Consider the following 18,921-nt stretch of genomic DNA (forward strand, 5'->3'; position numbering starts at 1 on the left):
GTTATCATGCAGCTTTCCTGCCTGCCCCCCGGCGGGCCTCGCTTCTTGGGGATCCCGTGTATCTCGCTCTCATCCGTCGCCAGCAGCGCTGGCAGCGCCGCTGGCTGCTCCTGCTGTCGCTGCTGACTCTGGCCCTGTTCCTGCTCTCCCTCGCCCTCGGGGAGTTCGTGCTGCTGCCCTGGCAGCCGCTGGGGGATCTGGAGCTGCGCATCCTGCTGGAGCTGCGCCTGCCGCGCGCCCTGCTGGCCCTGCTGGCGGGGGCCTCCCTTGCCTGCGGTGGTGCCGTGCTCCAGGTGATGCTGCACAACCCGGTGGCGGAACCCGGCCTGCTCGGCGTCTCGAGCGGCGCTGGACTGGCCGCCATGGTGGCGATGGCGGTGGCCAAGGGGCTCGGGCTCTATCTGCCGGGCTGGGGGCTGTCGCTGGCGGCCTTTGGCGGCGCCCTGGTGGTGACCATGCTGCTCATCCGTCTCGCACGCCGGGCACGGCTCGGCCATGGGCGGCTGCTGCTGTTCGGGGTCGCCATCGGCATCCTCACCAATGCGGCCATGACCTGGCTGATGTATTTCGCCGACGACGGCGCCTTGCGGGAATTCATGTTCTGGATGATGGGCAGCCTCGCCTACGGCAGCCAGCAGCTCGCCTGGTGGTGGCTGGTGCTGCCCCTCACCCTCGGCTGGCTCTGCTGGCAGGGGCGGGCACTGCAACAACTGCTGCTGGGGGAGACCCAGGCCCGCCTCATGGGGTTGAACGTGGACAGCATGCGGGTACGCCTGGTGCTGGCGGTCTGCCTGCTCACCGGGGTGGCGGTCTCCCTGTGCGGCGTCATCGGTTTCGTCGGCCTGGTAGTGCCTCACCTGCTGCGCCTGTGCGGTGGCAGCGATCAGCGCTTCCTGCTGCCCGCCTCGGCGCTGGGGGGTGGCGCCCTGCTGCTCGGGGCCGATCTGGTGGCCCGCTCGGCGCTGCACGCCGGTGAACTGCCCATCGGGGTCATCACCGCCTCGGTGGGCGCCCCGCTCTTTATCTATCTGCTGCTGAGGCAAGATGCCGATGTGTCCCGCTGATCCCGCCCCCTGGCGGCTGGAGGCCCGCGCCCTGGCCATCCCCCATCGCCTCGCCCCCCTGGATCTCGCCTGGTCCGGCGGTCAGCTGGTGGCCCTGCTCGGCCCCAACGGCAGCGGCAAGTCCTCCCTGCTCGGGGCCCTGGCGGGCCTGCTGCCCGCCGATGGCGCCGTCTTGCTGGGAGGAGAGGTCATCACGACCCTGAGCTGGCCCGAGCTTGCAACGCGGCGCGCCATGCTGCCCCAGCGCCAGCCCCAGCTGTTCCACATCCCGGTGTTCCAGGTGCTGAGCCTGGGGCTGGAGGAGGGGGGCCCCGATGCCCAGGCGCAGGCGGTAGCGGATGTGTGCGACGCCCTGGAACTGGCGCCTCTGCTGGCACGGGACTTCAGCCGATTGTCCGGGGGGGAGCAGCAGCGGGTGCTGATCGCCCGCACCCTGCTACAACTGTGGCCAAGCCTCAATCCGACCGGGCGGGTGCTGTTGCTGGACGAACCCCTGGCGGGGCTGGATCTGCATCACCAGATGGCGCTGCTGCGGCTGCTCAAGCAACTGGCCGCGCAGGGACTGCTGGTGGTGGTGGCCATCCACGACATCAATCTGGCCATCGACTGGGCGGATCGCGTGCTCTGCCTGCAACAGGGCCGCGTGGTGGGGGAAGGGGACGTCGGGATCATCGACGAGGCGCTGCTGGAGCGGGTGTTCCAGATCCGTACCGATCGTATCGAGGCGGCCGGCCGCACCTGGTTTATGCCGAGTCTTTGAGAACGGGGCGCAGAGGAGAGATAGCGTTTGTAGGGTCGATTAGCGAAGCGTAATCGGCCGCCTGCAAGAATAAGGGGCCAGTATCAGGAATACTGGCCCCTTTGCTTTATATTCGCTGTTCAGCCCAGCTTGTCCAGACGTACCTTGGCCGCTTCGGCCAGCATGGCGAGCAGGGTCTCGGTGTCTTCCCATGACAGGCAGGCATCCGTGATGCTCTGGCCGAAGGATGATGGCGCAGCCGTTAACCCTGGCGGGTTTTCTCCAGCCGCACCTGGGCGGCTTCTGCCAGCATGGCCAGCAGGGTTTCGGTGTCACTCCACGACAGACAGGCATCGGTGATGCTCTGGCCGAAGGTGGCGGCACAGCCGTTCTCCACGTCCTGACGCCCTTCCACCAGGAAGCTCTCGGCCATGATGCCGGCGATGCCGGTGCGGCCGCGGCGCAGCTGATCGCAGATATCCTGGGCCACCAGCAGTTGGCGGCGATGATCCTTCATGCTGTTGCCGTGGCTGAAGTCCACCACCAGGCGCTCCGGCAGGCCCACCTGGGCCAGAGCCTCGCACGCCTCGTCGATGCTGGCGGTGTCGTAGTTGGGCCTGTGGCCGCCGCGCAGGATCACGTGGCCGTAGGGGTTGCCGGCGGTGCGGTAGATGGTCATCTTGCCGTCCTTGTCCGGGGAGTAGAAGATGTGGCTGTGACGGGCGGCGCGCACCGCATCGATGGCGATGTGGGTGTTGCCGTCGGTGCCGTTCTTGAACCCCACCGGGCAGGAGAGGGCGGAGGCCATCTCCCGGTGAACCTGGGACTCGGTGGTGCGCGCCCCGATGGCGCCCCAGGTGATGAGATCGCTGATGTACTGGCCGGTCACCATGTCGAGGAACTCGGTGGCGGTGGGCATGCCGGTCTCGTTGATGTCCACCAGCAGCTTGCGGGCCAGTTTCAGCCCTTCATTGACGTCGAAACTGCCGTCCAGGCGCGGATCATTGATGAGCCCCTTCCAGCCGACGATGGTGCGCGGCTTCTCGAAGTAGGTGCGCATCACGATGCACAGGCTCTCTTTGTACTCTTCACGCAGGGTGTTCAGACGCAGAGCGTATTCGTGGGCGGCGGCGGGATCGTGGATGGAGCAGGGGCCGACGATGACCAGCAGGCGCTGATCCTCACCGGACAGAATGGCTTCCACTTGGCGGCGGGCATCCAGCAGGTTCTGGGCGATGGTGTCGGTTAACGGGAAGGCGTGCGCCAGCTCGCTTGGGGTGATCAGGGCCTCCAGGCGACGGGTGCGCAATTCATCGGTGTGAATGGACATACGACTCAATTCTCGAGTGGATAAGGTGGGCGGGATGCCAAAATGCAAGGGAATAAAATAAAGCAAAAGTCACCCGATGGAAACCTTGGGCGGCTCTGATAGGATGTGAACCCAAAAGCCATTTCAAATGAGGTAGTTATCGTGGCAAAGCCAGGCGCGACCGGGATCACCCGCATCATCAACGCAACCGGTTACAGCATGAAAGGTCTCAAATCGGCCTGGATCAACGAGGCCGCCTTCCGTCAGGAGCTGCTGCTCATCCTGCTGCTGATGCCGCTGGCATTCTGGATCGGTGACTCCCTCAACGAGATCCTGCTGCTCGTCTGCATCAGCTGGCTGGTGGTGATCGTCGAGGTGCTCAACTCCGCCGTGGAGGCGGTGGTGGATCGCATCGGCTCCGAGCATCACGAACTCTCGGGCCGCGCCAAGGATCTGGGCTCCGCCGCCGTCTTCATCGCTCTGGCCCTCAATGCCTTGGTGTGGGGCGCCCTGGTGGGCCGCAACCTGCTGGGCTGGTGGTAAGCTGCGAGAGCAACCTTTCTCCTGACATAAAAAAGCCCGTCATCACGACGGGCTTTTTACTGCGCAGATAAGGGCTTATCAGTGCAAGATCCGGGCACGGATGGTGCCATTGATCTCTTTGAGACGGGCCAGGGCCTTCTCGCTGTGCTCGGTTTCGACGTCGATGACCACGTAACCGATCTCGCTGCTGGTCTGCAGGTACTGACCGGCGATGTTGATCCCCTCGTCGGCGAAGATCTGGTTGATCTGGTTCATCACGCCGGGCTGGTTGCGGTGAATGTGCAGCAGGCGGCTGGAGCCCTTGTGGCCGGGCAGGGAGACTTCCGGGAAGTTGACCGCGGAGAGGGTGGAGCCGTTGTCGGAGTATTTGACCAGCTTGTTGGCCACTTCCAGACCGATGTTCTCCTGGGCTTCCTGAGTGGAGCCGCCGATGTGGGGGGTCAGGATCACGTTGTCCAGGCCGCGCAGGGGGGTGAGGAACTCCTCGTCGTTGGATTTGGGCTCCACCGGGAAGACGTCGATGGCGGCGCCGGAGAGGTGGCCGCTCTTGATGACGTCGGCCAGGGCGTCGATGTCCACCACGGTGCCGCGGGAGGCGTTGATGAAGATGGCGCCCGGTTTCATCATGCGCAGTTGCTCTGCACCGATGAGATCCTTGGTGGAGGCGGTTTCCGGTACGTGCAGGCTGATGACGTCAGACATGTTGAGCAGCTCCACCAGGTTCGGCACCTGGATGGCGTTGCCAAGGGAGAGCTTGTTCTCGATGTCGTAGTAGTAGACCTTCATGCCGATCATCTCGGCGATGATGCCAAGCTGGGTGCCGATGTGGCCGTAGCCGATGATGCCGAGCTTCTTGCCGCGGGCTTCGACGCTGCGATTGGCCAGCTTCTCCCAGACGCCGCGATGGCACTTGGCGTTCTTCTCGGGAATGCCGCGCAGCAGCAGCAGGATCTCCCCCAGTACCAGTTCGGCCACGGAGCGGGTGTTGGAGAAGGGGGCGTTGAAGACGGGGATGCCGCGCACGTGGGCGGCGTCGAGGGAGACCTGGTTGGTGCCGATGCAGAAGCAGCCGATGGCCACCAGCTTGGTGGCGGCATCCAGCACCTTCTCGGTGATCTGGGTGCGTGAACGCAGGCCCACGAAATGCACGTCACGAATGCGCTCGATCAACTCCTCTTCCGACAGGGACGTCTTCAGATATTCCACATTGGTGTAGCCGGCTGCCCGAAAGGTCTCCACCGTATTGGGATGGACTCCCTCCAGCAGCAGTACCTTGATCTTATCCTTGTCCAGCGAAAACTTGGCTGTCATGACGTTCCCTCTATTGTTTTGAAAAATGCGTTCAGGCTTGCAGTGTGAAGAAAACCGTAAAGTAGCAAAAACGTTTGGGAGAGGGAATATTTGTGACGAAAGTCAAATTCTTTGAAGTTATCAACGATTGTTGCAGATGTGCTGCTACAACCCATTGAGGGATAACCAGAAACGGCGCCATGAGGCGCCGTTGTCCATTTGGGGCAGTCAGATTGACTGACCCGGGCGGGGGCTTGCCCGGAGGGAGAGGTCCGGGGAGCTGGCCTTAGTTGGTGATCACACCCTCGGGGGTGCCGATCAGCACAACGTCGGCGCCACGGTGGGCGAACAGGCCGTTGGTGACCACGCCCACGATGCTGTTGAGGCGGGTTTCCAGAGCCTTGGCATCGGTGATGGCCATGCCCTTGACGTCCAGGATGATGTTGCCGTTGTCGGTCACCACCCCTTCACGCCACACCGGGTTGCCGCCAAGGGCGCGGATCTCGCGGGCCACGTATTCGCGGGCCATGGGGATCACTTCCACCGGCAGGGGGAAGGTGCCCAGCACGTCGACGGTCTTGGTGTTGTCGATGATGCAGATGAACTGGTCGGCCACGGCGGCGACGATCTTCTCGCGGGTCAGGGCGGCACCGCCCCCCTTGATCATGTCGCGGCTGGCGTTGATCTCGTCGGCACCATCCACGTAGACGGAGAGGGCATCGATGTCGTTGAGGTCAAACACCGGGATGCCGAGACCCTTGAGGCGTTCGGTGGAGGCGATGGAGCTCGACACCGCGCCCTTGATCTGGTCTTTCATGGTCGCCAGTGCGTCGATGAAGTGATTGACGGTAGAGCCGGTGCCCACCCCGACGATGGTGCCGGGTACCACGTATTTGAGCGCAGCCCAACCGGCCGCCTTCTTCATTTCATCTTGAGTCATGATGGATCCTTATGGAAAAAGCGGGCGCATTATATCCAAGCATCCCCCCCAGAGCGACCATGGTGCTCACGTTCCGGCGCAAAAATCCCCAAGATGTAAATCGTTTGCCTGTTTATTGAACCGAAGGGGGCGCCCCCGCCTGATCAGGCAAAGTGCCAGCTGCGGCTGGGGGTGATGATCTGGGGGAGCGGCACGTCCCACTGCTCCCGGGGGACGGCATCCACCTGCTGGCAATCGTGGGCGAGCCCCAGGGGTCTTGGGCCGAGCTGGTGCTCGTGCCAGCAGGCGAGGGTGCGATCGTAGTAGCCGCCCCCCATGCCGAGGCGGTTGCCAGCCTCATCGAAGGCCACCAGCGGGGTGCAGATGATGTCCAGCATGCTGTGGGGCAGCACCTGCTGCACGTCGAGCTCGGGCTCGGCGATGCCGTAGCGGTTGCGGGTCATGGGGGTGGTGGCGGTGTAGCGCAAGAAGAGCAGGTGACCCGGGGTGAAGGGGTGCAGCACCGGCAGGTAGACCTCCTTTTGCCGGGCCCACAGCCAGTGGATGGCGGGCAGGGGATCGAGCTCCCCGTCGTTGGCCAGATAGAGGGCGATGCGCCTGGCCGCGAGGATGCCGGGGTGTTCCTGGAAGCGCTCGACCAGCTGCTGGGCCGCGGCCTGCTGCTCGGCCTGGCTCAGGCTTTTTCTGCGCTGGCGAATGAGCTGGCGCAGGTTCTGTCGTTCGGGTTGGGTATCCGGCATGGGGACTCCTGGGCAAAGGTGGGCTGGCGCTACCTTAGCAAGGGGCCGACGGGATGAAAAGCCGATGGCGGGGCCGCCAGCCGGGCGGCCCCTGAGGTCGGGCGTCAGGAACGGTTGGGGGCGGGAGCCACTGCACCCATCTGGTGCTTGAGGAAAACGGCCACGATGGCGGCCAGGGCCAGCGCCATGGGGTAGAAGCTCATGCTCACGACCAGGATCGGCGAGAGGGCGAAGATGGAACCCAGCAGCAGCGCCTGGGCGCCCCAGGGGATGAGCCCCTGTACCACGCAGGAGAAGATGTCCAGCATGGAGGCGGCGCGGCGCGGGGTGACCCCGTGATGGTCCGCCAGATCCCTGGCCACCTTGCTCGCGACTATGATGGCGACAGTGTTGTTGGCGGTGCACAGGTTGGTGAGGCTCACCACGCCGGCGATGCCGAGCTCGGCCGCCTTCTCGTTCTGCTCGCCATCGTGGTGGCGGGTGAAGCGGGCAATCAGGGCGGCGATGCGCTCACTTATCCAGGCTAGCCCCCCCTGGCGTTCCATCAGGGCACCCAGACCGCCGATGAGCATGGAGAGCAGGAAGATCTCCTGCATGCTGGTGAAGCCCTGATAGATGTCCTTGCTGAACTGGCCGAGGGAGTAGCTGCCAAGCAGCCCCACGCCACCGGCCGCCAGGATGCCGAGCCCCAGTACCATGAAGACGTTCATGCCAGAGAGGGCCAGCACCAGGATCAGCAGATAGGGGGCGACCTTGAGCAAGTCCGCCTCGGCGGTGGGGGCCGGCGCTTCACCGGTGGAGCCCAGCACCAGATAGAGCAGGATCACCAGCACGGCGGCGGGGGCGGCAATCTTGATGTTCTCGCGAAACTTGTCCTTCATCTCGCAGCCCTGGCTGCGGGTGGCGGCGATGGTGGTGTCTGAGATGATGGAGAGGTTGTCCCCGAACATGGCGCCGGAGAGGATGGTCCCCGCCATCAGCATCGGATCGATGCCGGCGGCCTGGGCGACGCCCAGCGCCACCGGTGCCACGGCGCCGATGGTGCCCATGGAGGTACCCATGGCGGTGGCAATGAAGGCAGAGATGAGGAAGAGCCCCGGCAGCAGGCACCAGCCCGGAATGAGGGAGAGGCCGAGGGCGACCGTGGCATCCACCCCACCGGTGGCCTTGGCCACGGTGGCGAAGGCGCCCGCCAGCAAATAGATGAGGCACATAGCCATGATGTTGCTCTCGCCCACCCCCTTGAAGAAGGTCTCGAGGTTCTTGTTGAACCCCTCGCGTCCCATCAGCAGGGCCAGCATGACGGCAGGCAGGGCGGCAACGGGGGCGGGGAGCTGGTAGAAGGCAAACTCGACCCCCTGCAGGGTCAGCCAGGTACCGGTTCCGATGAAGAGGGCAAGAAAGACCAGAAGGGGCAGCAGGGCTCTGGCACGGGGTTGGGTCTGGATCATGTGTTCCTCGAAACTTGAACAATGACCTCCTGTCGTTGCCTGTGGCGCCTCCGGGGCGGGCACAGGGCGGGCATCCTGCCACCATGGGGGGGCAACAGTAGTGAGTCGGCCCGCCCGGGTCAAGATAGCCGTCCAGATGGATAGGGCTTTTTGCTTCGTGATTCTGACTTGTCTGGTTATTCCGTTATTTATTCTGTTTTTATTGAATTTATCGTTTAAATGTCGGGGTGGTTTGGCGGGCCAGATCGGGCTTTTCAAAGGGGACGCGGGCTGGTAAAACGGTCTCTTTCCATAATAAAGAGATGAGAGGGTGGAGATGGACAATCCGATCCGTGTGGCCGTGATGGGCTGTAATGGTCGTATGGGCAAGGTGCTGCTGGAGGCTATCGCCAACGCCGAGGGCGTGGTGGTGGGAGCGGCGCTGGAACGACCGGGCTCTGCCGTGATGGGTCTGGATGCGGGTGAACTCAACGGCCTGGGGCGCCTTGGCGTCATCATCAGCGACAGTCTGGAGAAGGTGAAGGACGAATTCGATCTCATCATCGACTTCACCCGCCCCGAGGTGACCCTGGCGAACCTCGCCTTTGCACTGGCTCATGGCAAGCAGATGGTGATCGGCACCACCGGCTTTGACGAGGCGGGCAAGGCGGCCCTGCACGAGGCGGGCAAGCAGATCGGCATCGTCTTCGCCTCCAACTACTCGGTCGGGGTCAACCTGGTGTTCAAGCTGCTGGAGCAGGCGGCCAGGGTGATGGGGGAGTACACCGACATCGAGATCATCGAGGGGCACCACAGACACAAGGTGGATGCTCCGTCCGGCACTGCGCTCTCCATGGGGGAGGTGGTGGCGAAAACCCTGGGCCGGGATCTCAAAGAGTGCGCCGTCTATGGCCGTGAGGGGATCACCGGTGAGCGGGATCGCAACACCATCGGCTTTGCCACCATCCGCGCCGGCGATCTGGTGGGGGAGCACACCGTCATGTTCGCCGACATCGGCGAGCGGGTCGAGATCAGCCACAAGGCTTCCAGCCGTCTGACCTTCGCCAACGGTGCAGTGCGGGCGGGCAAGTGGCTCGGCCAGCAAGGGGCCGGTCTCTATGATATGCAGGATGTGCTCGGTCTGAAATAAACCGACTTCAGGGGGAGTGCAGACTCCCGTACTGGTTGCCAAACCCCGGTCCGCCGGGGTTTTTTGTCACTTTTTTGTAGAAATGAGCCTTAATCATCACTTTTTGAGTGAACCTCGCTAAATCCTGCCATTCTTACAAGCCTGCCACCCTCTTGCGACAAAAATGTCATCAAGGGGTAACGGGTTTGGGTCTCAATATTCCCCTGCGGGGGGCATTTCGCCTTGATGTGAAATAGACTAAAAATGCAATCCAAGAAAAACGTTTTCTATTCTTGGTGTTCACTTTTCTGGCTTCAAATGGTGTTTTTGCTGTTGTGTTGTTTATTTTTTAATTTTCTATCTTGCTGTTTATTAAGTGGTAAATTTGGTTTTTTGTACGTTGCATGGCATCGGGCGCCGCTTTGTGGTCTGTGTTTGGCTTTTCTTTTTGAAGAGGGGGTTGCAAAGCGAGTGAGTGCATAGATAATGGGTAATGTTGCTTGTTTATTGAATTTAGATGCATTTCAAACGAGAAAAGACGTTGAAATGAAATCGTTTTTAAGTAGAATGCGCCCAATTTGCCAGAAATCTGCCGGGTTCGAGTCCTGTCAAAGACCGGAACCGAGCCCGCAACACCCAGGTAAATTGCTGAATTTAAAGCTAAATAACTGGAGGTTGTCTTGAATCACACTGCATTGCTAGTGCTGGAAGATGGAACTGTGTTCAAAGGCGTGTCGATAGGTGCCGAGGGATGTTCCGTTGGTGAAGTGGTTTTCAACACGTCGATGACGGGTTATCAGGAAATCCTCACAGATCCCTCCTATTCCCGTCAGATCGTTACCCTCACTTACCCCCATATAGGCAACACCGGCACCAACAGCGAAGATGAAGAGTCCAGTCAGGTCCATGCTCAGGGCCTCATCATCCGGGACCTTCCGATACTGGCCTCCAACTTCCGCAATCAGCAATCCCTCTCCGATTACCTCAAGTCTCACAACATCGTTGGCATCGCCGACATCGACACCCGCAAGCTGACCCGCATCCTGCGTGAAAAAGGCGCACAGGCCGGTTGCATCCTGGCCGGCAAGCAGCTCGATGAAGCCCATGCCCTCGAACAGGCCCGCGCCTTCCCCGGTTTGAAGGGGATGGACCTGGCCAAGGAAGTGACCGTGAGCGAATCCTACAGCTGGACTGAAGGCAGCTGGCAGCTCGGCAAGGGTCACGTCACCCCGGCGGCCGATGAGCTGAAATACCATGTGGTGGCCTACGACTTTGGCGTGAAGCGCAACATCCTGCGCATGCTGGTGGACCGTGGCTGCCGCCTGACCGTGGTGCCGGCCAAGACCCCGGCCGCCGAGGTACTGGCGATGAACCCGGATGGCATCTTCCTCTCCAACGGTCCCGGCGACCCCGAGCCGTGCGACTACGCCATCGAAGCTATCAAGGCTTTCCTTGATACCAGCACCCCGGTGTTCGGTATCTGCCTGGGCCACCAGTTGCTGGGCCTGGCCTCCGGCGCCAAGACCATCAAGATGAAGTTCGGCCACCACGGTGCCAACCACCCGGTGAAGAGTCTGGACGACAACACCGTGATGATCACCGCCCAGAACCACGGCTTTGCGGTGGACGAGCAGACCCTGCCCGAGTGCCTGCGTGCCACCCACGTCTCCCTGTTCGATGGGTCGCTCCAGGGCATCCATCGCACCGACCGTCCGGCCTTCAGCTTCCAGGGTCACCCCGAAGCGAGCCCGGGCCCGCACGATTGTGCCGGTCTGTTCGACCACTTTATTGAATTGATTAAGCAGTATCGCGCCTAAGAGGATAAAGAGAGCCATGCCAAAACGTAACGACCTACAGAGCATCCTGATCCTCGGCGCCGGCCCCATCGTCATCGGTCAGGCCTGCGAATTCGACTACTCCGGCGCCCAGGCGTGCAAGGCCCTGAAAGAAGAGGGCTACCGCGTCATCCTGGTGAACTCCAACCCGGCCACCATCATGACCGACCCGGAGATGGCCGACGCCACCTACATCGAGCCCATCACCTGGGAAGTGGTGCGCGAGATCATCAAGAAAGAGCGCCCGGACGCCATCCTGCCCACCATGGGTGGTCAGACTGCGCTGAACTGCGCCCTGGCGCTGGAGCAGCATGGCGTGCTCAAGGAGTTCGGTGTCGAGATGATCGGCGCCACCGCCGACGCCATCGACAAGGCCGAGGATCGCTCCCGCTTTGACAAGGCCATGCGCAGCATTGGCCTGGAGTGCCCGCGCGCCGGCATCGCCCACAACATGGAAGAGGCCTGGGGCGTGCAGCAGATGGTCGGCTTCCCCTGCATCATCCGTCCTTCCTTTACCATGGGTGGCTCGGGCGGCGGCATCGCCTACAACACCGAAGAGTTCGTGGAGATCTGCGAGCGCGGTCTGGATCTCTCCCCGACCAAGGAGCTGCTCATCGACGAGTCGCTCATCGGCTGGAAAGAGTACGAGATGGAAGTGGTGCGGGATCGCAACGACAACTGCATCATCGTCTGCGCCATCGAGAACTTCGACCCCATGGGCATCCACACCGGTGACTCCATCACGGTCGCGCCAGCCCAGACGCTGACCGACAAGGAGTACCAGATCATGCGCAACGCCTCCATGGCGGTGCTGCGCGAGATCGGTGTCGAGACCGGCGGCTCCAACGTCCAGTTCGGCATCAACCCCAAAGACGGCCGCATGGTCATCATCGAGATGAACCCGCGGGTGTCGCGCTCCTCTGCGCTGGCCTCCAAGGCGACCGGTTTCCCCATCGCCAAGATCGCCGCCAAGCTCGCCATCGGTTACACCCTGGACGAGCTGATGAACGACATCACCGGCGGTCGTACCCCGGCCTCCTTCGAGCCGGCCATCGACTACGTGGTGACCAAGGTGCCGCGCTTCAACTTCGAGAAGTTCGCCGGTGCCAACGACCGTCTGACCACCCAGATGAAGTCCGTGGGTGAAGTGATGGCCATCGGCCGCAACTTCCAGGAGTCCCTGCACAAGGCCCTGCGTGGTCTCGAGACCGGCAAGACCGGCTTCGACCCCATGGTTGACCTGAACGCCCCCGACTCCCTGACCCGCATCCGTCACGAGCTGCAGGATGCCGGTGCCGAGCGCATCTTCTACATCGCCGACGCCTTCCGCGCCGGTCTCTCCATGGACGGCGTGTTCAAGCTGACCAAGATTGACCCCTGGTTCCTGGTGCAGATTGAAGAGCTGGTGAAACTGGAAGAGCAGGTGAAAGAGCGCGGCATGGCCGGTCTCGATGCCGACTTCCTGCGTGCCCTCAAGCGCAAAGGCTTTGCCGACGCGCGTCTGGCCAAGATCCTCGGCGTGGCCGAAGGTGAAGTGCGTAAATTGCGTGCCCGCCACAACATCTTCCCGGTCTACAAGCGGGTCGACACCTGCGCGGCCGAGTTTGCCACCAATACCGCCTACATGTACTCCAGCTATGACGAGGAGTGCGAGGCCAACCCCACCAACCGCGACAAGATCATGGTCATCGGTGGCGGCCCGAACCGTATCGGTCAGGGCATCGAGTTCGACTACTGCTGTGTGCATGCGGCCCTGGCCCTGCGTGAAGACGGTTACGAGACCATCATGGTCAACTGCAACCCGGAAACCGTCTCCACCGACTACGACACCTCGGATCGTCTCTACTTCGAGCCGGTGACCCTGGAAGACGTGCTGGAAATCGTGCGGGTCGAGCAGCCCAAGGGCGTCATCGTCCAGTACGGCGGCCAGACTCCGCTGAAACTGGCGCGGGCATTGGAAGCCAACGGCGTGCCGGTCATCGGGACCAGCCCGGATGCCATCGACCGCGCGGAAGATCGCGAGCGCTTCCAGTCCGCCGTCGAGCGCCTGGGGCTCAAGCAGCCGGAAAACGGCACCGTCACCGCCCTGGAGCAGGCCGTGCAACTGGCCACGCGCATCACCTACCCGCTGGTGGTTCGCCCCTCCTACGTGCTGGGTGGCCGCGCCATGGAAATCGTCTATGACGAGCAGGACCTGCGCCGCTACTTCGCCGAGGCAGTGAGCGTCTCCAACGAGTCGCCTGTGCTGCTGGACCGCTTCCTGGACGACGCCACCGAGGTGGACGTGGACGCCATCTGCGACGGCGTTGACGTGGTGATCGGCGGCATCATGGAGCACATCGAGCAGGCCGGTATCCACTCCGGTGACTCCGCCTGCTCCCTGCCGCCCTACACCCTGTCCAAGGCGATTCAGGACGAGATGCGCGAGCAGGTGCGCAAACTGGCGCTGGAACTTGGCGTAGTCGGTCTGATGAACGTGCAGTTCGCGGTGAAAGACAACGAGATCTACCTCATCGAGGTGAACCCCCGTGCCGCCCGTACCGTGCCCTTCGTCTCCAAGGCCACCGGCGCACCGCTGGCGAAGATCGCCGCCCGCGTCATGGCCGGTCAGAGCCTGAAAGAACAGGGCTTCACCACCGAGATCATCCCGCCCTACTACTCGGTGAAGGAAGTGGTACTGCCGTTCGCCAAGTTCCCGGGTGTGGACCCTCTGCTGGGGCCGGAAATGCGCTCCACCGGTGAAGTCATGGGGGTGGGCAGCAGCTTCGCCGAGGCCTATGCCAAGGCGCAGCTGGGTGCCGGTCACCAGGTACCGAGCGAAGGTCGCGCCCTCTTGTCCGTGCGCCACGGCGACAAGGAGCGGGTGGTGAACCTGGCCGCCAAGCTGCTGGAGCTGGGTTATGACCTCGACGCCACCCACGGCACCGCCGTGACCTTGGGCGAGGCGAGCATCAACCCGCGTCTGGTCAACAAGGTGCACGAGGGTCGTCCGCATATTCTGGATCGCATCAAGAATGGCGAGTACACCTACATCGTCAACACCGCCGAGGGTCGTCAGGCCATCCAGGACTCCAAGCAGCTGCGCCGCGGCGCCCTGCAGCACAAGGTGGCCTACACCACCACGCTGCACGCGGCCTTCGCCACCTGCATGGCCATCAGCGTGGATGCCACCGCCAACGTCAACTCGGTGCAGGAGCTGCACGAGAGGGTGAACAACCGCTAAGAGCACCGGCAGCACGCTGCCCGCTCGATGCACGCAAACCCCGCCAGCAATGGCGGGGTTTTTTATTGCCTGCGCCCAGCCACTCCCGGTGGGGGCGCCAGCAAGGAAGATGGGTGAGATGGCGGATAATGCATCATGGGTGGTGATACTCACCCCTTTATTGGAGATTCACTGCATCAATATTGCTCAGTTGGCCTGGTGGGGTGCAATCTTCGCAATCTCTCGCCCCCACGACCTCCCTATACTGGGTGCTCATACAAACAAGGTCGTCTGCGCCGACACACCGAAAGGTGGCGTGCGAGAGGATCAGCGCCCGCAGCCCGATCCGGCTGCCGTGGCCGGCCCCGGTGACCGACGGGGGCCGCAGGAAAACCGGTCGCGGGGTTACCGCCGTGCGACTCGTCAGGGACGGTGTTACCGCACCAACCCGCTTCCCCTCCTTGCCCCACCCGCCTGTCGGCCCGGTCGTCCGGCGCCTCGCCCATCCGTCAAGGGAATCTGAATATGAGCTTCGATCATTGCAAATACCGCCGTGCCCCCGTGATCAACCTGGTGGATCGCCAGTGGCCCAACCGGGTACTGGAGCGGGCACCGCTCTGGTGCGCCGTGGACCTGCGCGACGGCAACCAGGCGCTGGTCGAGCCCATGACGGTGGCCCAGAAGCTGCAAATGTGGGCGCTGATGACCCACATCGGTTTCAAGCACATCGAGGTGGGCTTCCCGGCGGCCTCCCAGCCAGACTTCGATTTTGTGCGCGAACTCATCGAGCGCAACCTCATCCCCGATGACGTCACCATCCAGGTGCTGGTGCAGGCGCGCGAAGATCTGATCGCCCGCACCTTCGAGGCCCTCAAGGGGGCGAAGCGGGCCATCGTTCACGTCTACAACTCGGTCAACCCGACCCAGCGCAACTATGTGTTCAACTCAGGCAAGGACGGTGTCAAGGCCATCGCCGTGCAGGGGGCGCGCTGGGTGCGGGAGTATGCGGCCCGCAATCCGGGCACCGAGTGGAGTTTCCAGTATTCTCCGGAGAGCTTCAGCAGCACCGAGGTGGAGTTCGCCGTCGAGGTGTGTGACGCCGTCATCGACGAGTGGCGTGCCGCTGCCCGTCCCATGATCCTGAACCTCCCCGCCACGGTGGAGGTGAGCACCCCCAACGTGTTTGCCGATCAGGTGGAGTGGTTCTGCCGAAACCTCAAGGCGCGACCCGAGGTGAGCATCTCCATCCACACCCACAACGACAGAGGCTGCGGGGTGGCCGCCGCCGAGCTGGCGGTGCTAGCGGGGGCGGATCGCATCGAGGGCACCCTGCTTGGCAACGGGGAGCGTACCGGCAACATGGACATCGTCACCATGGCCATGAACCTCTACAGCCAGGGGATTGACCCCGAGCTGGACCTGTCCGACATGGATGCCATCGTCGCCACCGTGGGGGCCTGCACCCAGATTGCCCTGCACCCGCGCCACCCCTATGCCGGCGAGCTGGTCTACACGGCGTTTTCCGGCAGCCACCAGGACGCCATCCGCAAGTCTCTCGCGGCAGAAAAACCGGATCACTACTGGGACGTGGCTTACCTGCCCATCGATCCTACCGATCTCGGTCGCAGCTACGAGGCGGTGATCCGCATCAACAGCCAGTCCGGCAAGGGAGGGGTGACCTATCTGCTGGAGCGTGACCTCGGTCTGCAACTGCCGCGCTGGCTGCAAATCGACTTCAGCCGCCGGGTTCAGGCCGAGGCTGAGGCGAGCAGCAGCGAAATCAGCCCGGAGCAGATCCGCACCCTGTTCGAGCAGCATTATCTTGAGCCGGCTCACGGCTATCGCATCGGGCGCTTCCAGCTCGGTCATGACAGTCAGGAGAGCCTGCGCCTGGAGTTGCAGACCCCCCACGGCACCCTGCAATTGTGCGGTGAAGGGGAGGGAGCCATCACCGCCCTGGTCAACGGCTGGCAGCGTCAGACCGGCATGCACATCGATGTGCTGGATTACTCCGAGCATGCGCTCACCGCCGGTACCGAATCCCGCGCCGCCGCCTATGTGCTGCTGAGCGTCGAGGGCACCCGGATGTGTGGCGTCGCCGTCGGTCGCGACGTGGTCAACGCCTCCCTGCAGGCGGTGATCAACGGCGCCGCCCAGCATCAGGCCCTGCGCCAGAGCGCCTGAGGCGGCACTGCCCGCTTGCCGTGAGGACGAGCAGGGAAGGGCCGCCCGCCCCGATGTCACGGCAGATCGCGCCGTCCCCGTTGCAACAATCCCCTGACCCATATGGTGAGGGGATTGTTTTTTATGGAAAAATCGGCCCACAATATCAGTGATTTGCCACCAGGAATGCCGTCGGGGTTCGCTGGCGATGGCAGCCAACGGCTGCCATTCGGGATAGAAGACATGCGCGCTTGGAGCCCAAAACATGATGAAGACTCCCCTCAGGTTATCCGTTCACCCCGCCCGGTTCTTCTCGCTTCCTCCCTGCCGTCGTCTCGCGCTGGTGAGCCTGCCCTGTCTGTTGCTGCTGACGGGGATCCTGGCCGGGGCCAGTTTTGATCCCCTGGCGGAGCACAACCTCTATACCGTCGGGGCTCTGGCCGAAGCGCTCAACGTGTTGACCCTGCTGTTCATGTTCTGGGTGGTGCAGTGTGCCCAGATCACCTTGAAAACCTATCTCTCCCTCACCGGCGGGCTGACCCTCTGGCTCGTCTCCGGCGTCATCGATCTGATGGATGAGGCCTATTTCCAGCCCTGGTGGCTCTCCACGGTGGAAGACAGCCTGCGCACGATCGGCATGCTGGCCTCGGCCTGGGGTGTGCTGCTGATGGTGCAGCAGATGTATGGCACCCAGATGCGGCTCTCCTCCCTTGCCATGTCAGACGAGCTGACCGGGCTCTCCAATCGCCGGGCGTTTCGCGCCGTGCTGGAGGCGCACGGAGAGGAGGGGACGCCGCTCCTGCTGCTGGATCTCGATCACTTCAAGCTGATCAACGATCGCTATGGCCACGCCATCGGCGACAATGTGCTGCGTGAATTTAGCACCCTGCTGCGCCAGCTCTGCCCATTGGATGGGGTGGTGGCACGCCTTGGGGGAGAGGAGTTTGCCATCTGGCTGCCCGGCATGACGGGCGACAAGGCCCGTGCGCTGGCGGAGCAGATAAGGTGCGCGACCGAAGAGCTGGTCTCAGGTGACGGGGTAAGATTCACCGTGAGCCTTGCCCTGGGCATTAGCCAGAGCGGGGAGGGGGTGGATGCCCTGCTCCAGCGCACCGATCTCGCCCTCTATCAGGCCAAGCATCGGGGACGCAACCGGGTGGAGCTGGCGTGATGACGCCAGGGGATGCCGCAGCCAGCGGGCCAGCAGGTTCATCCGCCTTCATCTTGTCAGACTTGTTCCCTACAATGTCCGCCTCCATGCATTCGAGCCCTCTCATTCGCGATGAGGGGCAGGTCCCGCTCTTCAGGAAGCCTTCATGATCCCTTCTCACTCCTTGCTTGATGCCCATTGGCGCTGGCTGTCACTGCTTACCCTTGCCCTGCTGTCAGGTTGTGCCAGCGAGCCTCCCGCCCCGACCAGCACGGCGACGCCGGCGGGGCGCCCCACGCCTAAGGCGATGCAGCCGCAAAAACCGGCCGACATGAAGAGCCGCATCGTGCGTTTCCTGCCGCGCAACGTGGTGGACAAGCCAGGCTGGGCCAATGACGTGGTGACGGCGCTCACCACCCAGGGACTGACGGTGAGCGATCACAACGTCTGCAGCGTGCTGGCGGTGGCGGAGCAGGAGGCGACCTATCAGGCGGACCCCGTGGTGCCCAACCTCAACAAGATTGCCTGGAAGGAGATCAATGCTCGGGCCGGCAAGCTGCTGATCCCCGACTTCATGGTGCGCACGGCCCTCTCCATCCAATCCCCCACCGGCAAGAGCTATGCCGAGCGCATCGACAAACTTCGCACCGAGCGGGAGATGAGCGAGATCTTCGAAGACATGATAGGCAGCGTCCCCATGGGCAAGCAGCTCTTTGGCAACCTCAACCCGGTGCGCACCGGCGGCCCCATGCAGGTGAGCGTCGCCTTTGCCGAAGCCAACGCCCGTGGCTACCCCTATCCCGTGAAGGAGTCCATTCGCCACGAGGTGTTCACTCGTCGGGGCGGCATCTGGTTTGGCACGAAACACATCTTCGGCTATCCCGCCGACTACCCGGATACCCTCTATCGCTTCGCCGACTTCAATGCGGGCTGGTACGCGAGCCGCAATGCGGCCTTCCAGGCGGCGGTAAGCCGGGTGAGTGGCAAGCCCCTGGCCCTGGACGGGGATCTCATCCGCTACGACTCGGATCTGCCCGGCAAGACCGAACTCGCGGTCCACAGCATCGCCAGCCGCGTCAACATGAGCAAGCAAGCCATTCACCAGAGCCTGAAGCTGGGGGACAGCAACGACTTTGCCAAAAGCGATCTCTACCACAGGGTCTTCGCCCTGGCCGACAAACAGGCCGGGACACGGCAACCCCGCGCCATCTTGCCCGGTATCCAGCTAAAGAGCCCCAAGATCACCCGCAACCTCACCACCGCCTGGTTTGCCAAGCGGGTGGATGAGCGCGAGCAGCGCTGCGTGCAGATGATGGCAACGATCCGCTGATTTGCAGAAGTAACAAAGGCGGCCAATTGGCCGCCTTTGTTTTATGCCTCCGTCGTT

14 protein-coding genes are annotated in these 18,921 nt (G+C 62.9%); 9 read left to right on the forward strand and 5 right to left on the reverse strand.

The features are described from left to right. The first annotated feature begins 56 nt into the window (after nucleotides 1-56). Nucleotides 57-1,064, forward strand: a complete 1,008-nt coding sequence (gene btuC / locus C2U30_RS00510; RefSeq protein WP_039041213.1) for a vitamin B12 ABC transporter permease BtuC — start codon at nucleotides 57-59, stop codon at nucleotides 1,062-1,064. Beyond that, entirely contained in the window at nucleotides 1,051-1,824 is a 774-nt protein-coding gene (locus C2U30_RS00515; protein ID WP_042014689.1) for an ATP-binding cassette domain-containing protein, read from the forward strand. Before btuC ends, C2U30_RS00515 begins: the two co-directional genes overlap by 14 nt. A gap of 241 nt (nucleotides 1,825-2,065) precedes the next feature. Here C2U30_RS00515 and C2U30_RS00525 read toward each other — a convergent pair whose 3' ends face one another. Further along, nucleotides 2,066-3,133 (reverse strand): 3-deoxy-7-phosphoheptulonate synthase, encoded by a 1,068-nt coding sequence (locus C2U30_RS00525; RefSeq protein WP_103242928.1) that lies wholly within the window; start codon nucleotides 3,131-3,133, stop codon nucleotides 2,066-2,068. Between the two features lie 141 nt (nucleotides 3,134-3,274). Here C2U30_RS00525 and C2U30_RS00530 point away from each other — a divergent pair, with 141 nt between their 5' ends. Then, complete coding sequence (locus tag C2U30_RS00530; protein ID WP_039040385.1) at nucleotides 3,275-3,655, forward strand: diacylglycerol kinase; 381 nt, start codon at nucleotides 3,275-3,277, stop codon at nucleotides 3,653-3,655. A 78-nt stretch (nucleotides 3,656-3,733) separates the two neighbouring features. Here C2U30_RS00530 and serA read toward each other — a convergent pair whose 3' ends face one another. The 4 genes from serA to C2U30_RS00550 all read right to left on the reverse strand — a co-directional run bounded on the left by serA (nucleotide 3,734) and on the right by C2U30_RS00550 (nucleotide 8,076). Beyond that, nucleotides 3,734-4,966 carry a phosphoglycerate dehydrogenase gene (gene serA, locus C2U30_RS00535; RefSeq protein WP_039040384.1) on the reverse strand — a complete coding sequence of 411 codons (1,233 nt, stop codon included), beginning with the start codon at nucleotides 4,964-4,966 and terminating at the stop codon, nucleotides 3,734-3,736. A gap of 265 nt (nucleotides 4,967-5,231) precedes the next feature. Then, nucleotides 5,232-5,885 carry a ribose-5-phosphate isomerase RpiA gene (rpiA, locus tag C2U30_RS00540; RefSeq protein ID WP_039040383.1) on the reverse strand — a complete coding sequence of 218 codons (654 nt, stop codon included), beginning with the start codon at nucleotides 5,883-5,885 and terminating at the stop codon, nucleotides 5,232-5,234. A 143-nt stretch (nucleotides 5,886-6,028) separates the two neighbouring features. After that, nucleotides 6,029-6,625 (reverse strand): 5-formyltetrahydrofolate cyclo-ligase, encoded by a 597-nt coding sequence (locus tag C2U30_RS00545; RefSeq protein WP_039040382.1) that lies wholly within the window; start codon nucleotides 6,623-6,625, stop codon nucleotides 6,029-6,031. Between the two features lie 104 nt (nucleotides 6,626-6,729). Further along, nucleotides 6,730-8,076 carry a Na+/H+ antiporter NhaC family protein gene (locus tag C2U30_RS00550; RefSeq protein WP_103242929.1) on the reverse strand — a complete coding sequence of 449 codons (1,347 nt, stop codon included), beginning with the start codon at nucleotides 8,074-8,076 and terminating at the stop codon, nucleotides 6,730-6,732. Between the two features lie 316 nt (nucleotides 8,077-8,392). On the opposite strand from C2U30_RS00550, the gene dapB reads away from it, so the two are divergent. From dapB to C2U30_RS00580, 6 genes are all read left to right on the forward strand, one after another. Next, nucleotides 8,393-9,205: a 4-hydroxy-tetrahydrodipicolinate reductase gene (dapB, locus tag C2U30_RS00555; protein ID WP_052816492.1), complete on the forward strand. Its 813-nt coding sequence runs from the start codon at nucleotides 8,393-8,395 to the stop codon at nucleotides 9,203-9,205. 659 nt (nucleotides 9,206-9,864) lie between these two features. Then, a complete protein-coding gene (gene carA / locus C2U30_RS00560) occupies nucleotides 9,865-11,001 on the forward strand; it encodes a glutamine-hydrolyzing carbamoyl-phosphate synthase small subunit (protein ID WP_010675189.1) in 1,137 nt (378 codons plus the stop codon). Between the two features lie 16 nt (nucleotides 11,002-11,017). Continuing rightward, entirely contained in the window at nucleotides 11,018-14,242 is a 3,225-nt protein-coding gene (gene carB, locus C2U30_RS00565) for a carbamoyl-phosphate synthase large subunit (RefSeq protein ID WP_103242930.1), read from the forward strand. Nucleotides 14,243-14,746: 504 nt separating this feature from the next. Beyond that, nucleotides 14,747-16,405, forward strand: a complete 1,659-nt coding sequence (gene leuA, locus C2U30_RS00570) for a 2-isopropylmalate synthase (protein ID WP_103242931.1) — start codon at nucleotides 14,747-14,749, stop codon at nucleotides 16,403-16,405. 244 nt (nucleotides 16,406-16,649) lie between these two features. Then, complete coding sequence (locus tag C2U30_RS00575) at nucleotides 16,650-17,555, forward strand: GGDEF domain-containing protein (protein WP_103242932.1); 906 nt, start codon at nucleotides 16,650-16,652, stop codon at nucleotides 17,553-17,555. A gap of 145 nt (nucleotides 17,556-17,700) precedes the next feature. Then, the gene (locus C2U30_RS00580; RefSeq protein ID WP_199767316.1) at nucleotides 17,701-18,864 is read left to right on the forward strand and encodes a DUF1615 domain-containing protein; all 1,164 of its coding nucleotides are present in this window, start codon (nucleotides 17,701-17,703) and stop codon (nucleotides 18,862-18,864) included. Nucleotides 18,865-18,921 lie beyond the last annotated feature (57 nt).

Origin of the sequence: Aeromonas sp. ASNIH5, assembly GCF_002902865.1 — a bacterium.
Classification (GTDB): domain Bacteria; phylum Pseudomonadota; class Gammaproteobacteria; order Enterobacterales; family Aeromonadaceae; genus Aeromonas; species Aeromonas caviae.